Source organism: Stenotrophomonas sp. 62841_Sma (genome assembly GCF_056482945.1).
The window spans coordinates 4,034,772-4,050,494 of record NZ_CM151224.1; the positions used below are offsets into that span (position 1 = coordinate 4,034,772).

Sequence of the window (15,723 nt, forward strand, 5' to 3'; positions counted from 1 at the left end):
GCGTTTTACGCATTCATTGACTGCCGCGCACGGCATGGGTGCGCGCAGTGACATCGGCGACCATCCCCGGCCTGCCAAGGAGACATCCATGTTCAATACCCTGCTGGTCGCCCTGGACGGTGGCCCCCAGCACGCACGCGTGCTGGACCTGGCCGCAGCCATCGCCGGCCCCCACAGCCGCCTGCACCTGCTGTGCGTGCTCGACCCCGAATTCGCGCTGGCGGCCGATGCCAGCGAAGCCGACCGCATCGAGTACCCGGAAGCCGCCCGCCAGCGCTCGCGGGCCGAAGCGGTGCTGGCCGAAGCCCTGGCCGAGCTGCGCGAGCGCGGCGTCGACGCCATCGCGCAGATTCCCTCGGGTGACCCGGGCGAAGTGATCAGCGAGCAGGCCCGGCGCCTGAAGTGCGACCTGATCGTCATCGGCCACCGCCACCTGTCCCGCCTGGAACGCCTGTTCGAACCCTCGATCGGGCAATGGACCATCGACCACGCGCCCTGTCCCGTGCTGGTGGAAACCCGCGACCCACAACCCTAGCAACCATGGCCTCCCGTTCCCCGTTGTTTCCCACCCGCGTCAACTACCGCGCCTTCGGCCGCCAGTTCGGCCGCGGCGAACAGGCACTGCTGGCGGCGATACGCCAGCTGCACGATCCTGATCAACAGGCCGATGGACTCGCCCAGCTGAGCAGCCTCGGTATTGATCCCGAAGGCTGCGACGCGTTCGTCGGCCTGCTGCCGCTGCTGGCCACGCCCACCGCCCCGATCGACCTGCTGCCCGCTGGCTCACCGTTCATCGCGGCCAGCGAACTGGACCTGCTGGTCTGCCTGCTGCGCATCGCCCAGTGGCGGCATGCACGCCCGCGCGAAGATGACACGCTGGCACCGTTGCGCCAGCAGCTGGCGCGCTGTGCGATGGCCGTGCAGGCGGCAAACCTGCCGTTGCGCCAGCGCTCGTTGTCACCGGTCGGGCTGAGGCTGCTCGATCCCACTGGCTGGTTGCGGCAGCGCTGACCCGGCCGCACCGCCCGTGCGCAATCACGCACGGGGACCGGGCACCCGGCGCGCTCAGCAATCCATCCTGCCATGCGCACTGCCTTCGTCGTCGAGCACGTGCGCATGCAGGATCACCTGGTTGCGACCGGCACGCTTGGCGGCGTACAGGCCGGCATCGGCATCCGCCAGCAACTGATCGGCGCTGGCCAGAGCCGGCGGGTGCAGGTAGCCCACGCCGATGCTGATACTGACCGACCCTTCCGGCAGTGGCAGCGCCGCCACCGCCTCACGCAGGCGCTCGGCCAGCGCCAGCACGCCCGACAGCGGGCTTCCGGGCACGATCACCGCAAATTCCTCGCCGCCGTAACGGGCAACACTGTCACCGGCACGGCCGGCACTGATCTTCAGGACCGTGGCCACGGCCTGCAGGCAGCGGTCCCCGGCCGGATGTCCGTGGCGGTCGTTGAAGACCTTGAAATGGTCGATGTCCAGCAACAGCAGCCCCAACTCGCTGCCGCTGCGCCGCGCACGGTTCCATTCCGCCAGCAGCAGTGCATCGAACTCACGCCGGTTGGCCACACCGGTCAGGCCATCCTGCCGAGCGAGCTGGTCCAGCGATGCCTGCCGTTCCATCAAGTCCACCTGCAACAGGATGCTGCGCACGCCGAAGCCCAGCGTTGCCACCACGAAGCCAGTGACCGCCAGCGGCCGCGCATGGTCGACCACCAGGGTACCCACCACCAGCAGCAGCAATGGCAGGATCATCGGCCCCGCCGCCTGCACCGTTCTGCCCAGCCTCGGGTGCATCACGAACGTCGGCGCGGGCGCCTGGCTCACCGCCAGCAACGCCAGCAGCAGGAACGGCAGGTCGATCAGCAGATCGTTGTAGGCACCGAAGGACTGTTCCGAGGTGTAGTGGTTGATGTAGTACGCCACCATCAGGTAGCCCACCGCGTAGATCGCCAGCGCGCGGAAGAAGTTGCGCCGCTCCGGAACGTCGCCCACCAGCCAGCGCACCACCGCGAACCCGGCAATGCACAGATTCTGGATATCGAACATGCGCTGCATGTTGGACAACGCGTGGTCGTCGATGTCGACGCGCGCGGCGAACGACTGCGCATGCACGAAGAACAGCACGCCCAGCAACGCGGCCATCGCCGCGTCGATCAGGCTGATGCTCAGCCGCTCGCGGCGTGCACGGGCCAGGATGAACACCAGCGGCACGCCGTACAGCACATACAGGAACAGGCTGGCCTGCGGCGTGACATCGGCACGGCCGGCACCGAGCGCATCGATCATGTTGACGGCCATGCCACCCGCCCAGAGCAGCAGCGCCAGGGCGGTGGCGCGCCAGCCGAGCGCGGCACGGTCGCGCCGCGCCCGCCACAGGCAGGCCGCCGCCGCCAGCAACGGGGCACCCGTGAGGAACCCGAAGGAACCCGCACCGGCGGGACCCGGCCACAGGGCCACGACCAGGCCGTGGCACAGCACATACAGCAGCGCCAGCACTACCGGCATGCATCCCCCGATCCGCAAGGCCGTATGGGCGCACGATAGCCCCGCCCGCGACACGGCCACGTGATCCAATACGGCAATACGACACTTCGCGTGCCCCGCCATGGGAGTGCCGGCCGCTGGCCGGCAATCCCGGGGAATCACAGGGCTGCAGGTTGCCGGCCAGCGGCCGGCACTACCGGAAAGCCGTCAGCCGTGCAGGGCGCAGGCGTGGTGGGCGATGTGCTCGCCGATGAAACTGGCGATGAAGTAGTAGCTGTGGTCGTAGCCCGGCTGCAGGCGCAGGGTCAGCGGATGACCGGCGGCATCACAGGCCTGCTGCAGGCGCTGCGGTTGCAGCTGGGTCTGCAGGAATTCGTCCGCCTCGCCCTGGTCGACCAGCAACGGCAGGCGCTCAGTGGCCACGGCGACCAGTTCGCTGGCATCCCACTGCGCCCAGTCCGCCGGGTTGTCGCCCAGGTAGGCGTGGAAGGCCTTCTGCCCCCACGGCACGTGGCTGGGCGCAACGATCGGCGAGAACGCCGACACGCTGCGGTAGCGCCCCGGGTTGCGCAGCGCGATCACCAGCGCACCGTGACCGCCCATCGAGTGGCCGCTGATGCCGCGCGCATCGGTGACCGGGAAATTCGCCTCGATCAGTGCCGGCAGTTCCTGCGCCACGTAGTCGTGCATGCGGTAGTGCTTCGCCCACGGTGCACGGGTGGCATTGAGGTAGAACCCCGCCCCCTTGCCCAGGTCATAGCCCTCGGCATCGGCCACGTCATCGCCGCGTGGGCTGGTATCGGGCGCGACGATGATCACGCCATGCTCGGCCGCGTAGCGCTGCGCGCCCGCCTTGGTGATGACGTTCTGCTCGGTGCAGGTCAGCCCGCTCAGCCAGTACAGCACCGGCAGTTTCTGCGTTTCCGCCTGCGGCGGCAGGTACACGGCGAACTGCATGTCGCAGCCCAGCGTGGTGGAATGATGCCGGTAGACGTCCTGCCAGCCGCCGAAACAGGCGCGGTGTTCAATACGTTCCATGGTGTTCTCCTGCGCGGCGCGCCAGCGCACGCGTGCTTCTGGTAGATGCCGACCTTGGTCGGCTTGTCCACGCGCGGCGTGGATGCCTTTGTTGATCCGTTCATCCAGCTGCGCCAGCAGGCGCAGCAACGATTCGACGCCAGGCTGGTCATCAAGATTGCGCCAGGCCGCCACGGCCACATCGCTGCGCGGCGGCCACTGTCCGGCTGCGCGCGCCTCATGAAGGCGCGGCAGGAATACCTGCGCAAGCCACTGCTCGAACGGCATGCCATCGTCGCTGCCGAAGGCCGAGGTCACCGCACGCGGTGGCCCCACCTCGCCCACTACCCAGCCCAGCGCACGCAACGCCTGCTCGATCGGAACCACCAGGGCCGCGCGCGGGTCTTCCGCACGCGGCCGGCGCAGAGCATCCAGCCAGCCCATGACGCGGCTCAGTAGTGGACCACCGACCGGATCGACTTGCCTTCGTGCATCAGGTCGAAGGCTTCGTTGATCTTGTCCAGGTCCATGGTGTGGGTGACGAACGGTGCCAGTTCGATATCGCCCTTCATCGCGTCCTCCACCATGCCCGGCAACTGGCTGCGGCCCTTCACGCCGCCGAAGGCGGTGCCCATCCACTTGCGCCCGGTCACCAGCTGGAACGGACGGGTGGAGATCTCCTGGCCGGAACCGGCCACGCCGATCACCACGCTCTGGCCCCAGCCACGGTGCGCGCATTCCAGCGCCGCGCGCATCACGTTGACGTTGCCGATGCACTCGAAGCTGTGGTCCACGCCCCAGGTGGTCATCTCGACGATGACCTGCTGGATCGGCTTGTCGTAGTCCTTCGGGTTGATGCAGTCGGTGGCGCCGAATTCGCGCGCCAGTTCGAACTTGGACGGGTTGGTGTCCACCGCGATGATGCGGCCGGCCTTGGCCTGGCGCGCACCCTGGATCACCGCCAGGCCGATGCCACCCAGGCCGAACACCGCCACGCTGTCGCCTTCCTGCACCTTGGCGGTGTTGTGCACCGCGCCGATGCCGGTGGTGACGCCACAACCGAGCAGGCAGACGTGCTCCGGGTTCGCGTCCGGATTGATCTTCGCCAGCGAGACTTCGGCCACCACGGTGTACTCGCTGAAGGTCGAGCAACCCATGTAGTGGTACAGCGGCTCGCCGTTGTAGCTGAAGCGGCTGGTGCCGTCGGGCATCACGCCCTTGCCCTGGGTGGCACGCACCGACACGCACAGGTTGGTCTTGCCGCTCTTGCAGAACAGGCACTCGCCACACTCGGCGGTGTACAGCGGAATCACGTGGTCGCCGGGCTTGACGCTGGTCACGCCCTCACCGACCTCCACCACGATGCCGGCGCCTTCATGGCCCAGCACCACCGGGAACAGGCCTTCCGGATCATCGCCGGACAGGGTGAAGGCATCGGTATGGCAGACGCCGGTGTGGGTGATCTTGACCAGCACCTCGCCCTTCTTCGGCGGGGCGACGTCGATCTCGACGATCTGCAGCGGCTGGCCGGGACCAAAGGCGACGGCGGCACGGGACTTCATGGTGGCTTCTCCAGGATCAGGCGGAAAGGGAATGGCAGGACGATCGGCGGGATATGTCGCCGATGCTTATTTCAGGTACGAGCGGATCAACGCGCTCATGTCGCGCACGCGTTCGGCGCGTTGTTCGTCTGAGGCAGCGGGTTGCCCGAACTCCTCGCGCAGATGGGCCTCCATCACCTCGGACATCAGGCCGTTGACCGCGCCACGGATGGCGGCGATCTGCTGCAGCACCGGCCCGCAGTCGGCACCGGCTTCCAGCGCGCGGTCCAGCGCATCGCACTGGCCGCGGATACGGCGCACGCGGGCCAGGACCTTCTTCTTCTCTTCGGGGGAGTGCGGCATGGCGGGGCCACCTCGGAACTATACTGGGGGATAGTATACACACAGGGGCGAATGAAGCCATCTGGTGCTGCCGAGGCATGCCCCAGGGACAGATCAGCCGAGAATATGAATGAACAATAAATAGATTCATTTGTTACTTTTTCATGACGTAGGGTGCCTGCCTTCCGCCCGCGTTTACCCCCGAGTCACATTGGCGTGACCAGGGAGAAATCATGTACCGACCGTTGTTCGCCCGCAGTCGCTTGTCTGTCGCGCTGGGTTCGGCATTGGTGCTGGTGGCCGCCGCACCGGCCATGGCGCAGCAGGCCGCCACGCAGGAACAGAAGGCCGAGCCCGCCAGCAGCAAGACCCCCGTGCAGCTGGACCGGATGACCGTCACCGGCTCGCGCATCTACCGCGCCGGTTTCGACACGCTCGAGCCCGCCGCGGTGGTCAGCCGTGAATCGATCGAGAACTATGGCGACACCAACCTCATCGATGCCCTGACCCGGATTCCCGGGGTCAGTGCCGGCGTCAGTTCGCGCGGCGACCAGGCCGGCTTCGGTGCAGGCGTCAACTTCGCCAGCAAGTTCGGGCTGGGCAGCAATCGCCTGCTGACCCTGGTCAATGGACGCCGCTTCGTCACCTCTACACCGCCCACCATCTTCGGAGCCGGCGGCGGCTCGGGCATCCAGGTCGACATGAACGCCATTCCCAGCGTCATGGTGCAACGCATTGAAAGCCTGAGCGTTGGCGGTGCACCCACCTATGGCTCGGATGCGATCTCCGGCGTCAACAACATCATCCTGCGCGACCGGTTCGAGGGTGCCGAAGTCGAGCTGGGCTACGGCAGGACCAGCAAGAACGACAACGAGCGCTACTCCTGGTCGGCCATCTTCGGTACCGACTTCGCTGATGGCCGTGGCCACATTGTGGTGGCGGCGGAACTGGACAACGCCGATGGGGTGAACGCGCTGCAACGCGATTTCTACCGCCAGGGCTACAGCCTGCAGGCCAATCCCACAGCGGCCAATGCCACTGCCCAGCCCCTGCGCCGGCCAACCAATGATGGCCGCATCGACGGCAGCATTCCGTTCAACACCGGGCCCCGCGATGGTATCCCCGACCAGGTCTGGATCCGCAACCGGCGCATTGCCAGCATGACCTTCGGTGGCCTGGTGATGCCGGCGACCGGCAGCTACACGCGCAACGGCCTGGGCGACATCCTTGGCTTCGGCCCGAACAAAGACAAACTGTGGCAGTTCAACAACGAGGGCAAGCTGGTCGAGTTCAATCCCGGCACCAGCTACGCGGGCGGCAACGCCTCCGGCGGTGACGGCCTGAACCTGTTCGAGACGGTGCCGCTGATCGCCGACCTCGAACGACGCTCGGTATTCTCCACCGGCAGCTTCGACTTCACCGACAACGTGCGTGGCTTCTTCGAACTTTCGCGATACGAAGCGACCGCCCGCGAAACCCTCGACCAGAACGTCTACAACGCGGTGTCCTTCGGCAATGCGCGCCTGGATGGCGGCGGTACCGCCAGCGGTGCACTGACCTTCAGCGCCAGCAATCCGTTCCTCAGTGCGGAAACCCGCAAGATCCTCGCCGACAACGGCATCACCTCGTTCCGCCTGTCGCGATCTTCGCGCGACCTGTCGATGAACAACGCCAGCACCGAAACCCGCCTGACCCGTGCGGTGCTCGGCCTGAACGGCTTCTTCGAGGTCGGAAAGCGCAGCTTCAACTGGGAAGCCAGCGTCACCCACGGCCGCGGTGACTTCGACTACCTCGGCACCGGCCTGATCCAGCAGAACTTCATCAATGCGATCAACGTCACCACCGACGCCAGCGGGCGCATCATCTGTGATGCCACCCGCCCGGGCACCACGGCCGATGCGAACTGCCGCCCGCTGAATCTGTTCGGCGAGAACCAGGCGTCGCGCGAAGCCCTGGACTATGTCTCCACCCGGACCGTGGCCAAGGCGCAGACCCGCCAGACCGTCATCAATGCGTCGGTATCCGGCGGCCTGTTCGATCTTCCCGGCGGCGAGCTGTCCGCAGCGGCCGGCTTCGAACACCGCCGCGAAGAAGGCTCCTTCACCCCCAGCGAGTACCAGCGCCTGGGCCAGGGCCGCTCAGTGCCGACCCAGGCGGCGGAAGGCAAGTACCACACCAATGAAGTGTTCGCCGAAGTGCTGGCACCGCTGTTCAATCCCGACTGGGATATTCCGGGCCTGCATCGCCTGGACCTGACCGCCAAGTTCCGCCGCGTCGACAACTCCGTCGCCGGCGCGTTCAATGCGTTCACCTACGGCATCCAGTACGAACCGATCGCCGGCCTGCAGCTGCGCGGCAACAAGACCCAGTCACTACGCGCGCCCTCCATCGCCGAGCTCTACACCACCCAGCAGCCGGCCTACTACAACATCCCGGAAGTGTGCTCGCTGGACAACATCAGCGGCGGCTCAAATCCGGCGGTGCGTCGCCGCAACTGCGAGGCGTTCTTCGCCGCCTACCCGGGTGCCGATCCGAACACCTTCCGCCAGCAGCCGACCAATACGCTGGGTTCGACCAACGGCAGCACCCGCCTGCAGAACGAAACGGCGAAGTCGTGGACGGCCGGCATCGTGTTCGCGCCGGAATGGATCCCGGGCCTGCGCGTCGCCGCCGACTGGTATGACATCAAGATCAACAACGTGATCACGTCGCTGAGCGCCAACGACATCATCACCGGTTGCTTCGACACTGCCGACTTCAACGCCGCCAACGTCCCCAACGCCAACCGCTTCTGCAGCCTGGTGACGCGTGATCCGAACACCGGCGTGGCTACCAGCATCAAGACCGAGTATGGCAACGGCCCGGTGCTGATGTTCCGTGGCTGGACCGCCGAAGTCGGCTACCGTTGGGACCTGTCGCGCTTCGGCGTACTGGACCTGGACTTCTACGGCTACATGCCGAAGAACCGTGGCCAGGCCGCGAACCGGGACGTGCCGTTCGTCGAACAGGCGGGCAGCTTCAACGAGCCCAAGCGCCAGTTCCGTTGGACGGCCCAGCATCGCATCGGCAACTGGAACTACGGCGTGGCCTCCAACTACACCAGCCGCGCCCAGTACACGATGACCGATACCCCGGAAAGCCGTCAGTACTTCTACCGCGACAGCTGGACCACCTGGGACGCCAACGTCACCTACCGCATCACCGACGCCGCGCGCGTGACGTTGTCGGTGATCAACGTGGGCGATGACATCGGGCCGTTCCCGTATGTACTGGATGCACTGGGCCGTCGCTACATGGCCAGCCTGCGCTACAACTTCAAGTAGGCCTGGCGCAGCGTTTCCACAGGCGGGGCCCGGTGTACGGGCCCCGCTCAATCAAACAGACCTTGTTCCGCCAACCGGGTCAACTCATCCACCACATAGCGCACCTTCGGCCGCAGGTGGCGCGTCGGTGGCCACAGCGCATGGATGTCGATGTACCGCTGCATGTGTTCGTCCAGCACCGATTGCAGCACGCCGGAATCGAGATGGCGGCGCACCAGTGACATGGGCATCTGGCAGATGCCGAGGCCGGCGATGGCCGCTTCGATCACCGCGTCGCCATCGTTGAGTTGATAGGGCGCACTGGGAATGAACGTTCCCTCGTCCTCCTCGCTGCCGATCCGCCACCAGATCGGTTGCCCGTGGCGGAAGCCGACGATGCTGCGGTGCTGCGCCAGTTCCTGCACCGTGCGCGGCACGCCATGCGCCTGCAGGTACGCCGGCGATGCGCAGGTGACCAGGCGCTGGCGCCCCAACCGGCGCGCGACCAGGTGCTCGGCCTGGTGCAGCCCACCGAAACGGATCAGCAGGTCGATGCCCTCTTCGACCGGATCGACGAAGTGATCGGTGAAGGTCATCGTCAACTGCAGGTCCGGATACTGCCGGCACAACCGCAGCAGCACCGGCAGCACCACCAGCCGCCCGAACGAGGACGGCATGTCGATGCGCAGCCGCCCGCTGGGCAGGCCCGCCGAACCCAGACAGGCCTCGGCCGCGGAGATTTCTTCCAGCGCCGCCGCACAGGAGGCGTAGTACGCCTCGCCATCAGTGGTCAGCGCGATGCGCCGCGTAGTGCGATGGAACAGGCGCACGCCCAGCCGCGCTTCCAGACGGGCGATGGCCTTGCCCACCGCCGAGCGCGAGATGCCCAGCGCGTCTGCCGCCTCGGTGAAGCTGCCCGAGCGCGCGGTCGTGACGAACGTGACCAGGCCATTCAAGGATTCCAGAGGCAGCATCGCTCTCACTCCATTGGGGACAAATAGTCCCGCACCAAGGGAGATCGAAGCGCTTTATGCGCCTGCATGTCAACTCCATCCTGTGTGCATCGCGCCGCTGGCGCCTCTCCCCCGCACCGAGATGACCGACATGACCACCGCCCTCTTCCGCCCGTTCGACCTGTCAGGAACCGCCCTGCGCAACCGCATCGCAATGGCGCCGATGACCCGCGCCCGCAATCCCGGCGCGATCGCCAACGCGCTCACCGCGCAGTATTACCGGCAGCGTGCCAGCGCCGGCCTGATCATCAGCGAAGGCACGCCGGTCTCGCCGCAGGGCCAGGGCTACATCGATGTGCCGGGTATCTGGTCGGCCGAGCAGGTGGCCGGGTGGAAGCTCGTCACCGAGGCGGTGCATGCCGCGCAGGGCACGATCTTCGCCCAGCTCTGGCACGTCGGCCGCATGTCGCATGCCTCGCTGCAGCCTGAGGGCGGACAACCGGTCAGCGCCGGTACCCGCCCGGTGGCCAGCGCACCGAAGAACACCTCGTTCGTCTATCTGGACGACGGCAGCCGCGGCCATGCCGATCCCACCCCGGCACGTGCACTGGAGACTGCGGAGATCCCCGGCATCATCGACGACTTCGCACGCGGCGCCGACAACGCCATCGCTGCCGGCTTCGATGGCATCGAACTGCATGCCGCCAACGGCTACCTGTTCGAGCAGTTCCTCAACCCGCTCATCAACGAACGCGAGGACCGCTACGGCGGCTCGCTGCCGAACCGCGCGCGATTGATCCTGGAGACGGTGGATGCGATGGCCCAGCGCATCGGTGCGCACCGCATCGGCGTGCGCCTGGCACCGAACAACCTCACCTTCGACATGCCGTTCTACCCCGACAACGAAGCCACCTATCTGTACCTGGCCGAGGAACTGGGCAAGCGCGGCCTGGCCTATGTGCATCTCAACGACAACCTGCAGGCGGGCCAGTCGGTGCTGGGCGAGGCGTTCCTGCAGCAGTTCAAGCAGGTCTACGGTGGCACGTTGATCCTGGCCGGTGGCATGACCCGCGAACGCGCCTTGCAGCTGGTCGAGGCCGGCACCATCGACCTGGCCGCATTCGGCCAGCCGTTCATCGCCAACCCGGATCTGGTCGAACGCCTGCAACGCGACGACGCGCTGGCCACGCCCGACCGCAATACCTATTACGGTGGCGGCGAGGCAGGCTACCTCGATTACCCGCGCGCGCAGTAGAGCCACGCGATGCGTGGATGCGGGCGTACACTGCCCACCCGCATCCACCGGATCTGGCCATGGATACGCCCACCGCATCGTTCATCGTCAACCTCGATGTCCCCGATCTTGCCACTGCCGAGGACTTCTACATCCGAGCCTTCGGCCTGAGCATCGGGCGCCGTCTAGGCCCGGGCGCCGTGGAGCTGCTCGGTGGGCCAACGCCGCTGTACCTGCTGCAGAACTAGGCCGGCAGCGCAGCCACCGCGGATGGCGACGTGCGCGACTACGAGCGTCACTGGACGCCGCTGCACCTGGACTGGGTGGTGGATGACATCGAGGCGGCACTGGCACGTGCGGTTGCGGCCGGGGCGACGCTCGAACAGCCTGTGCGCGAGCGCCGCTGGGGCCGCATCGCCGTGCTGGCCGATCCGTTCGGGCATGGCTTCTGCCTGATCCAGTTCAGCGGCGAAGGCTACGACGCGCTGGCCGAGTGACCGGCGCATCGTTCACCACGGCAACGGCACTGCTTCACCGTTGGCGCGCTCACCGTAGTACAGCGACGGCAGCAGGCGCGAGAGGAAACTGAACTCCGTGTAGCAGTGCTTGAGCAGGCCCAGGCCGACCGCATCGCCGGCATCGCGCTGCGGATCGGTGCTGTCCAGGCCGAGCACGAAGCGGCTGCGCAGCACACAGCCAAACGGCGTATCGCGCGCCACGTGCAGCATCTGCCCGTCGCAGGGATCACCGTTTGCATCCAGGCGTACGTGGTCGCCAAAGCCGATGCGCGCGGCGATCACTGCCGATACATCGCCTGCATCCTGTGCCGCCTGCAGGCGCCCGGGCACCAGCAACGTGCGCGGGTCATGGAACTTCAGGCGCGCCGCCACCGGCGGGATGTCGGCCAGCGATTCCACCGCGTGGATGCTGGCACCGTGGTAGCTGCGTCCGCGCTGCCAGGCCGCGTCCCAGCCGCGATGCTCGACATGATCGACCGGATGCCACCAGCGGATGTGCTGTGTGGTCTCGAAGAAGGTGAACCACCAGTCCAGCATGCGGCCCTTGCAACCGTGCAGATCGGTACGCACCGCCACCAGCAGGGTGCCATCTTCGCGGCGCTGGATGCCGGTTTCCAAGCGCATCGGTGCGGGGTCGAGCAGATCGTGGTGGTCCAGCCAGGCGCCGGCGTTCACAGCGGTATCCATCGGGGTCTCCTGCATGTCGGGAGACCTGACAATACGGAAACGTTCTTCGTTTCGCAATTATCCGAATGCGGTAAGATGGGCGCAATGAACAGCACCACCCTGCCCGAGCCACCCTCACCAATCCGCCGCCGCGGCCGCCCTGCGCGGCCGGAAGCCGAAGTCCGCCACGCGGTGCTGCAGGCCACGCTGGAGCTGCTGCTGGCACAGGGTTACGAGGCCACCACCATCGAAGCGGTGGCGGCGCACGCCGGGGTAGCGAAGAAGACCGTGTACCGCCACGCCAGCAACCGCGAAGAACTGGTCGGGTTGGCCGTGCGCGAGTGGACCGACGGCTTCGCGCCGCAGTTGCAGCGCGATGCGCACGACGCCGATGAGGTGATGCCGTTGCTGCAGGCCATCCTGCACGCGGTGTGCGCGCAGGCACTGTCGGCGCAGGCAGTGCAGGTATTCCGCCTGCTGGCCACCGACTTTCCCGGCAAGGACGCGCTGCTGCAGGCCTATCTGGACAATGGCATCGAACGCGGCCGTGCGCTGCTGGCCGACTGGCTGGCGCGTCAGCAGCAGCGCGGGCTGCTGCGCGAGGGAGATGCCGCGTGCATGGCACGGCTGATCCTGGCGATGGCCGTGGCCGAGCCGCTGCGCGAACGCGTGATCGGTGTGGTGGCCGAGGATGCGCCGGTAGAGGTGCATCTGCGTGATTGCCTGGAATTGTTGGCACCCGTACTGCAGGTGCCGTAGCCGGCCGCATCCACGCATGGCGAGGTTCTACCGGCAGCGCTTCGGATCAGGTCACGCCTGCACGTAGGGCATTTCGCTGTCGATACCGTCGAACGCGATCAGCTGCAACAGCGGCTGCACGTCCTCGTCACTGATCTCACCCGCAGTGATGTCATCCACGCGTGCATACAACGCCTCCAGCGCCGCTACCTGGTCCCCTCGCAGCCAGCCACGATGGGTACCGAGCCAAGCCTGCAGATTGGTTCCGATATCGCCCTCCGAAAGCAGCGAATCCTCTTCCTCCAGCTCCACCACCGCTTCGGCCATCTTGCGGAACAGGAAGTCCTGGAAGTTCGCGGCCAGCAGATCGGCGCGATCATCGTCATGCCAGACCAGCAGCACCGGCGACTCGCTGGAACCCGGTGCATTGGTCCAGAAACAGTAATGATCACCCGCGCCGGTGCGCGCGAACGGCAGCAGTTTCAGATCATCGCGCAGCGGGTTGTAATGATCTTCGGCAGTCAGATCTTCCCACGCTGCGCGCAGTTCGCTCGGCTCGATCGGTTCATAGTCGTTGGCATACAGCAGTACCGGCGGCTGCGGCTGCACCTGCGGGAACACCGTGCGGTACCAGTTCGGGCCCTGCTCGCCCCAGCTGAAACGGTTGCCTTCCACCAGCTGGCGGAACAACGGCGGGAAGGTCTGGCCGGAAGCCTGTTCGAGATCGGCGAGCATGCTCAATGACGTCCTTTTGTTGAGAAGACTCACTCTAGCGGGTGAACGCCATCCACGCATGGCGTGGATCTCCCCGGAAAGCTCTCGTTGGAGTCGGTCATTGGACGGCACTGCGCCATCCACCGCGATTCACTCGCGCAGCATATCCACGAACGCACGCAGCGCACCGGGCATCTGCCGCTGCTTCGGGTAATACAGCGCGAAGCCGGCGAACGGCTCGCTCCAGTCTTCCAGCACCGCCACCATCTGCCCCGATTCGATGTAGGGCCGCGCGGTGTCTTCCAGCACGTAGGCCAGGCCGATGCCATCGAGTACCGCGCCGACCACGGTGCCCTGCTCGCCCAGCGTCAGCCGTCCGGGCACGTCGATCTCCAGCGCCTGCCCACCGCGCTCGAACTGCCACTTGTACAGATGCCCGCTGGCGAAGCGGAAGCGGATGCACTCATGCATGGCCAGGTCACGCGGATGCTGCGGGGCCGGACGTCGGCGCAGGTAGTCCGGCGATCCGACAATCAGCCCGCGCAGTGGTGGCCCCATCGGCACTGCCACCATGTCCTCGGGTACGAACTCGTGCAGGCGCACGCCGGCGTCGTAGCCCTCGGCGACGATGTCGACCAGGCCGTCGTTCTCGGTCAGCTCCACCCGCACGTCGGGATGGGCGTGCAGGAAGCGCGCCAGCCGTGGTCCCAGCTGTGTCGCCACCGCCGCACGGGTGGCATTGATGCGCAGCAGGCCGGCCGGTGCGGCACGGAACTGGTTCATCTCCTCCAACGCATCGTGCACCTGCCCCAAGGCCGGCTGCAGGCGCTCCAGCAGACGCTGCCCGGCCTCGGTCAGGGCCACGCTGCGGGTGGTGCGATGGAACAGGCCCACGCCCAACCGTTCTTCCAGCGCGCGGATCGCATAACTCACCGCCGAGGTCGACAGCGCCAGCTCGGCGCCGGCACGGCGGAAGCTGCGGTGGCGGGCGACTGCGGCGAACGCGGCCAGGTGGGAGAGATTGTCAGTGGCCATGATTGTGCAGTCTCACTTGATGAATCATGCCGATATCCGGGCTTTTTGCCGCTGGGTACGGGGCGTATTGTAAAGCGCCTTTCGACAAACCCTGCCAAGGATTCCCCATGTCCCTCGCCCGTGGTTACGCCGCCCATTCACATACCGACCCGCTGATCCCCTACGAGTTCGAACGCCGCGCGGTCGGCCCGGACGATGTACGTATCGAGATCCTCTACAGCGGCATCTGCCACTCCGACCTGCACCAGGCCCGCGACGACTGGGGTGGCTCGATCTACCCGATGGTGCCGGGCCACGAGATCATTGGCCGCGTCACCGAGGTCGGCAGCAACGTCACCCGCTTCAAGGTGGGCGACCACGCCGGCGTGGGCTGCATGGTCGACTCATGCCGCCACTGCGACGCCTGCGAGCACGACCTGGAGCAGTACTGCGCCGAAGGCGCGACCTGGACCTACAACGGCCGTGAGCGCGAAAGCGGCGCGCCGACGTATGGCGGCTATTCCGACCACGTGGTGGTCGAGCAGCGCTTCGTGGTGAAGGTGTCCGACACCCTCGACCTCAAGGCAGCCGCGCCGCTGCTGTGTGCCGGCATCACCACCTGGTCGCCGCTGCGCCACTGGAAGGTTGGCCCGGGCCAGAAGGTCGGCGTGATCGGCCTCGGTGGCCTCGGCCACATGGGCGTGAAGTTCGCCAAGGCCCTCGGCGCGCACGTGGTGATGATCACCACCACGCCGGAAAAGGGTGCCGATGCCAAGCGCCTGGGCGCCGATGAAGTGCTGGTCTCGCGCGATGCCACGCAGATGAAGGCGCACGCCGGCAGCTTCGACTTCCTGCTCAACACTATTCCGGTTGGCCATGACACCAACCCGTACATGGGCCTGCTCAAGCGCGAGGCCACCATGTGCCTGGTCGGCGTGCTGACCGAACTGGATCCGCCGCTGACCGGCGGCAGCGTGATCTTCGGCCGCAAGCACCTGACCGGCTCGGCGATCGGCGGCATGGCCGAAACCCAGGAAATGATGGATTTCTGCGCCGAGCACGGCATCGTCAGCGATGTCGAGATGATCGACATCAAGAACGTCAACGAAGCCTGGGAGCGCATGGCGAAGAACGATGTGCGCTACCGCTTCGTGATCGACATGGCGACGATGAAGAACGCCGCCTGATCGATCG

General features: G+C 66.5%; 14 protein-coding genes and 2 pseudogenes. 7 read left to right on the top strand and 9 right to left on the bottom strand.

Annotated elements, in window-relative coordinates; translation table 11 throughout:
• Window positions 1-88 precede the first annotated feature (88 nt).
• Both ACZK5G_RS18825 and ACZK5G_RS18830 read left to right on the top strand, forming a co-directional pair.
• A complete protein-coding gene (locus tag ACZK5G_RS18825; RefSeq protein ID WP_032129880.1) occupies window positions 89-535 on the top strand; it encodes a universal stress protein in 447 nt (148 codons plus the stop codon).
• Window positions 536-540: 5 nt separating this feature from the next.
• Window positions 541-1,011: a hypothetical protein gene (locus ACZK5G_RS18830; RefSeq protein ID WP_049400257.1), complete on the top strand. Its 471-nt coding sequence runs from the start codon at window positions 541-543 to the stop codon at window positions 1,009-1,011.
• A gap of 54 nt (window positions 1,012-1,065) precedes the next feature.
• Here the strand turns inward: ACZK5G_RS18830 and ACZK5G_RS18835 are convergent, their stop codons facing one another.
• The 5 genes and pseudogenes from ACZK5G_RS18835 to frmR all read right to left on the bottom strand — a co-directional run bounded on the left by ACZK5G_RS18835 (window position 1,066) and on the right by frmR (window position 5,411).
• Entirely contained in the window at window positions 1,066-2,511 is a 1,446-nt protein-coding gene (locus tag ACZK5G_RS18835) for a GGDEF domain-containing protein (RefSeq protein WP_478464390.1), read from the bottom strand.
• A 186-nt stretch (window positions 2,512-2,697) separates the two neighbouring features.
• Window positions 2,698-3,528 carry an S-formylglutathione hydrolase gene (gene fghA / locus ACZK5G_RS18840; protein ID WP_317218051.1) on the bottom strand — a complete coding sequence of 277 codons (831 nt, stop codon included), beginning with the start codon at window positions 3,526-3,528 and terminating at the stop codon, window positions 2,698-2,700.
• A 66-nt stretch (window positions 3,529-3,594) separates the two neighbouring features.
• Window positions 3,595-3,951: pseudogene (locus tag ACZK5G_RS18845) on the bottom strand (YqcC family protein); the annotation flags it as partial.
• 8 nt (window positions 3,952-3,959) lie between these two features.
• A complete protein-coding gene (locus ACZK5G_RS18850) occupies window positions 3,960-5,069 on the bottom strand; it encodes an S-(hydroxymethyl)glutathione dehydrogenase/class III alcohol dehydrogenase (protein WP_012512082.1) in 1,110 nt (369 codons plus the stop codon).
• Between the two features lie 66 nt (window positions 5,070-5,135).
• A complete protein-coding gene (gene frmR, locus ACZK5G_RS18855; protein WP_005411009.1) occupies window positions 5,136-5,411 on the bottom strand; it encodes a formaldehyde-responsive transcriptional repressor FrmR in 276 nt (91 codons plus the stop codon).
• 212 nt (window positions 5,412-5,623) lie between these two features.
• Here frmR and ACZK5G_RS18860 point away from each other — a divergent pair, with 212 nt between their 5' ends.
• Entirely contained in the window at window positions 5,624-8,713 is a 3,090-nt protein-coding gene (locus ACZK5G_RS18860) for a TonB-dependent receptor domain-containing protein (RefSeq protein ID WP_121504397.1), read from the top strand.
• A gap of 47 nt (window positions 8,714-8,760) precedes the next feature.
• Here the strand turns inward: ACZK5G_RS18860 and ACZK5G_RS18865 are convergent, their stop codons facing one another.
• A complete protein-coding gene (locus ACZK5G_RS18865) occupies window positions 8,761-9,666 on the bottom strand; it encodes a LysR family transcriptional regulator (RefSeq protein ID WP_478464392.1) in 906 nt (301 codons plus the stop codon).
• A 130-nt stretch (window positions 9,667-9,796) separates the two neighbouring features.
• Between ACZK5G_RS18865 and ACZK5G_RS18870 the strand changes: the two genes are divergently transcribed.
• Both ACZK5G_RS18870 and ACZK5G_RS18875 read left to right on the top strand, forming a co-directional pair.
• Window positions 9,797-10,900, top strand: coding sequence for an alkene reductase (locus ACZK5G_RS18870; protein WP_478464394.1), 1,104 nt, complete (start codon window positions 9,797-9,799; stop codon window positions 10,898-10,900).
• A gap of 59 nt (window positions 10,901-10,959) precedes the next feature.
• Window positions 10,960-11,376 (top strand): annotated as a pseudogene (locus ACZK5G_RS18875) (VOC family protein).
• Window positions 11,377-11,388: 12 nt separating this feature from the next.
• Here ACZK5G_RS18875 and ACZK5G_RS18880 read toward each other — a convergent pair.
• Window positions 11,389-12,084, bottom strand: a complete 696-nt coding sequence (locus ACZK5G_RS18880) for a DAPG hydrolase family protein (RefSeq protein WP_478464395.1) — start codon at window positions 12,082-12,084, stop codon at window positions 11,389-11,391.
• Window positions 12,085-12,159: 75 nt separating this feature from the next.
• On the opposite strand from ACZK5G_RS18880, the gene ACZK5G_RS18885 reads away from it, so the two are divergent.
• Complete coding sequence (locus tag ACZK5G_RS18885) at window positions 12,160-12,822, top strand: TetR/AcrR family transcriptional regulator (RefSeq protein ID WP_049421841.1); 663 nt, start codon at window positions 12,160-12,162, stop codon at window positions 12,820-12,822.
• 51 nt (window positions 12,823-12,873) lie between these two features.
• On the opposite strand, the gene ACZK5G_RS18890 is transcribed toward ACZK5G_RS18885, so the two are convergent.
• On the bottom strand, window positions 12,874-13,536 hold the full coding sequence (locus ACZK5G_RS18890; protein WP_236494380.1) for an SMI1/KNR4 family protein: 663 nt from the start codon (window positions 13,534-13,536) through the stop codon (window positions 12,874-12,876).
• 129 nt (window positions 13,537-13,665) lie between these two features.
• Window positions 13,666-14,550 (bottom strand): LysR family transcriptional regulator, encoded by an 885-nt coding sequence (locus ACZK5G_RS18895; protein WP_121504392.1) that lies wholly within the window; start codon window positions 14,548-14,550, stop codon window positions 13,666-13,668.
• 107 nt (window positions 14,551-14,657) lie between these two features.
• On the opposite strand from ACZK5G_RS18895, the gene ACZK5G_RS18900 reads away from it, so the two are divergent.
• Window positions 14,658-15,716, top strand: coding sequence for an NAD(P)-dependent alcohol dehydrogenase (locus ACZK5G_RS18900; protein ID WP_478464396.1), 1,059 nt, complete (start codon window positions 14,658-14,660; stop codon window positions 15,714-15,716).
• Window positions 15,717-15,723: the final 7 nt, after the last annotated feature.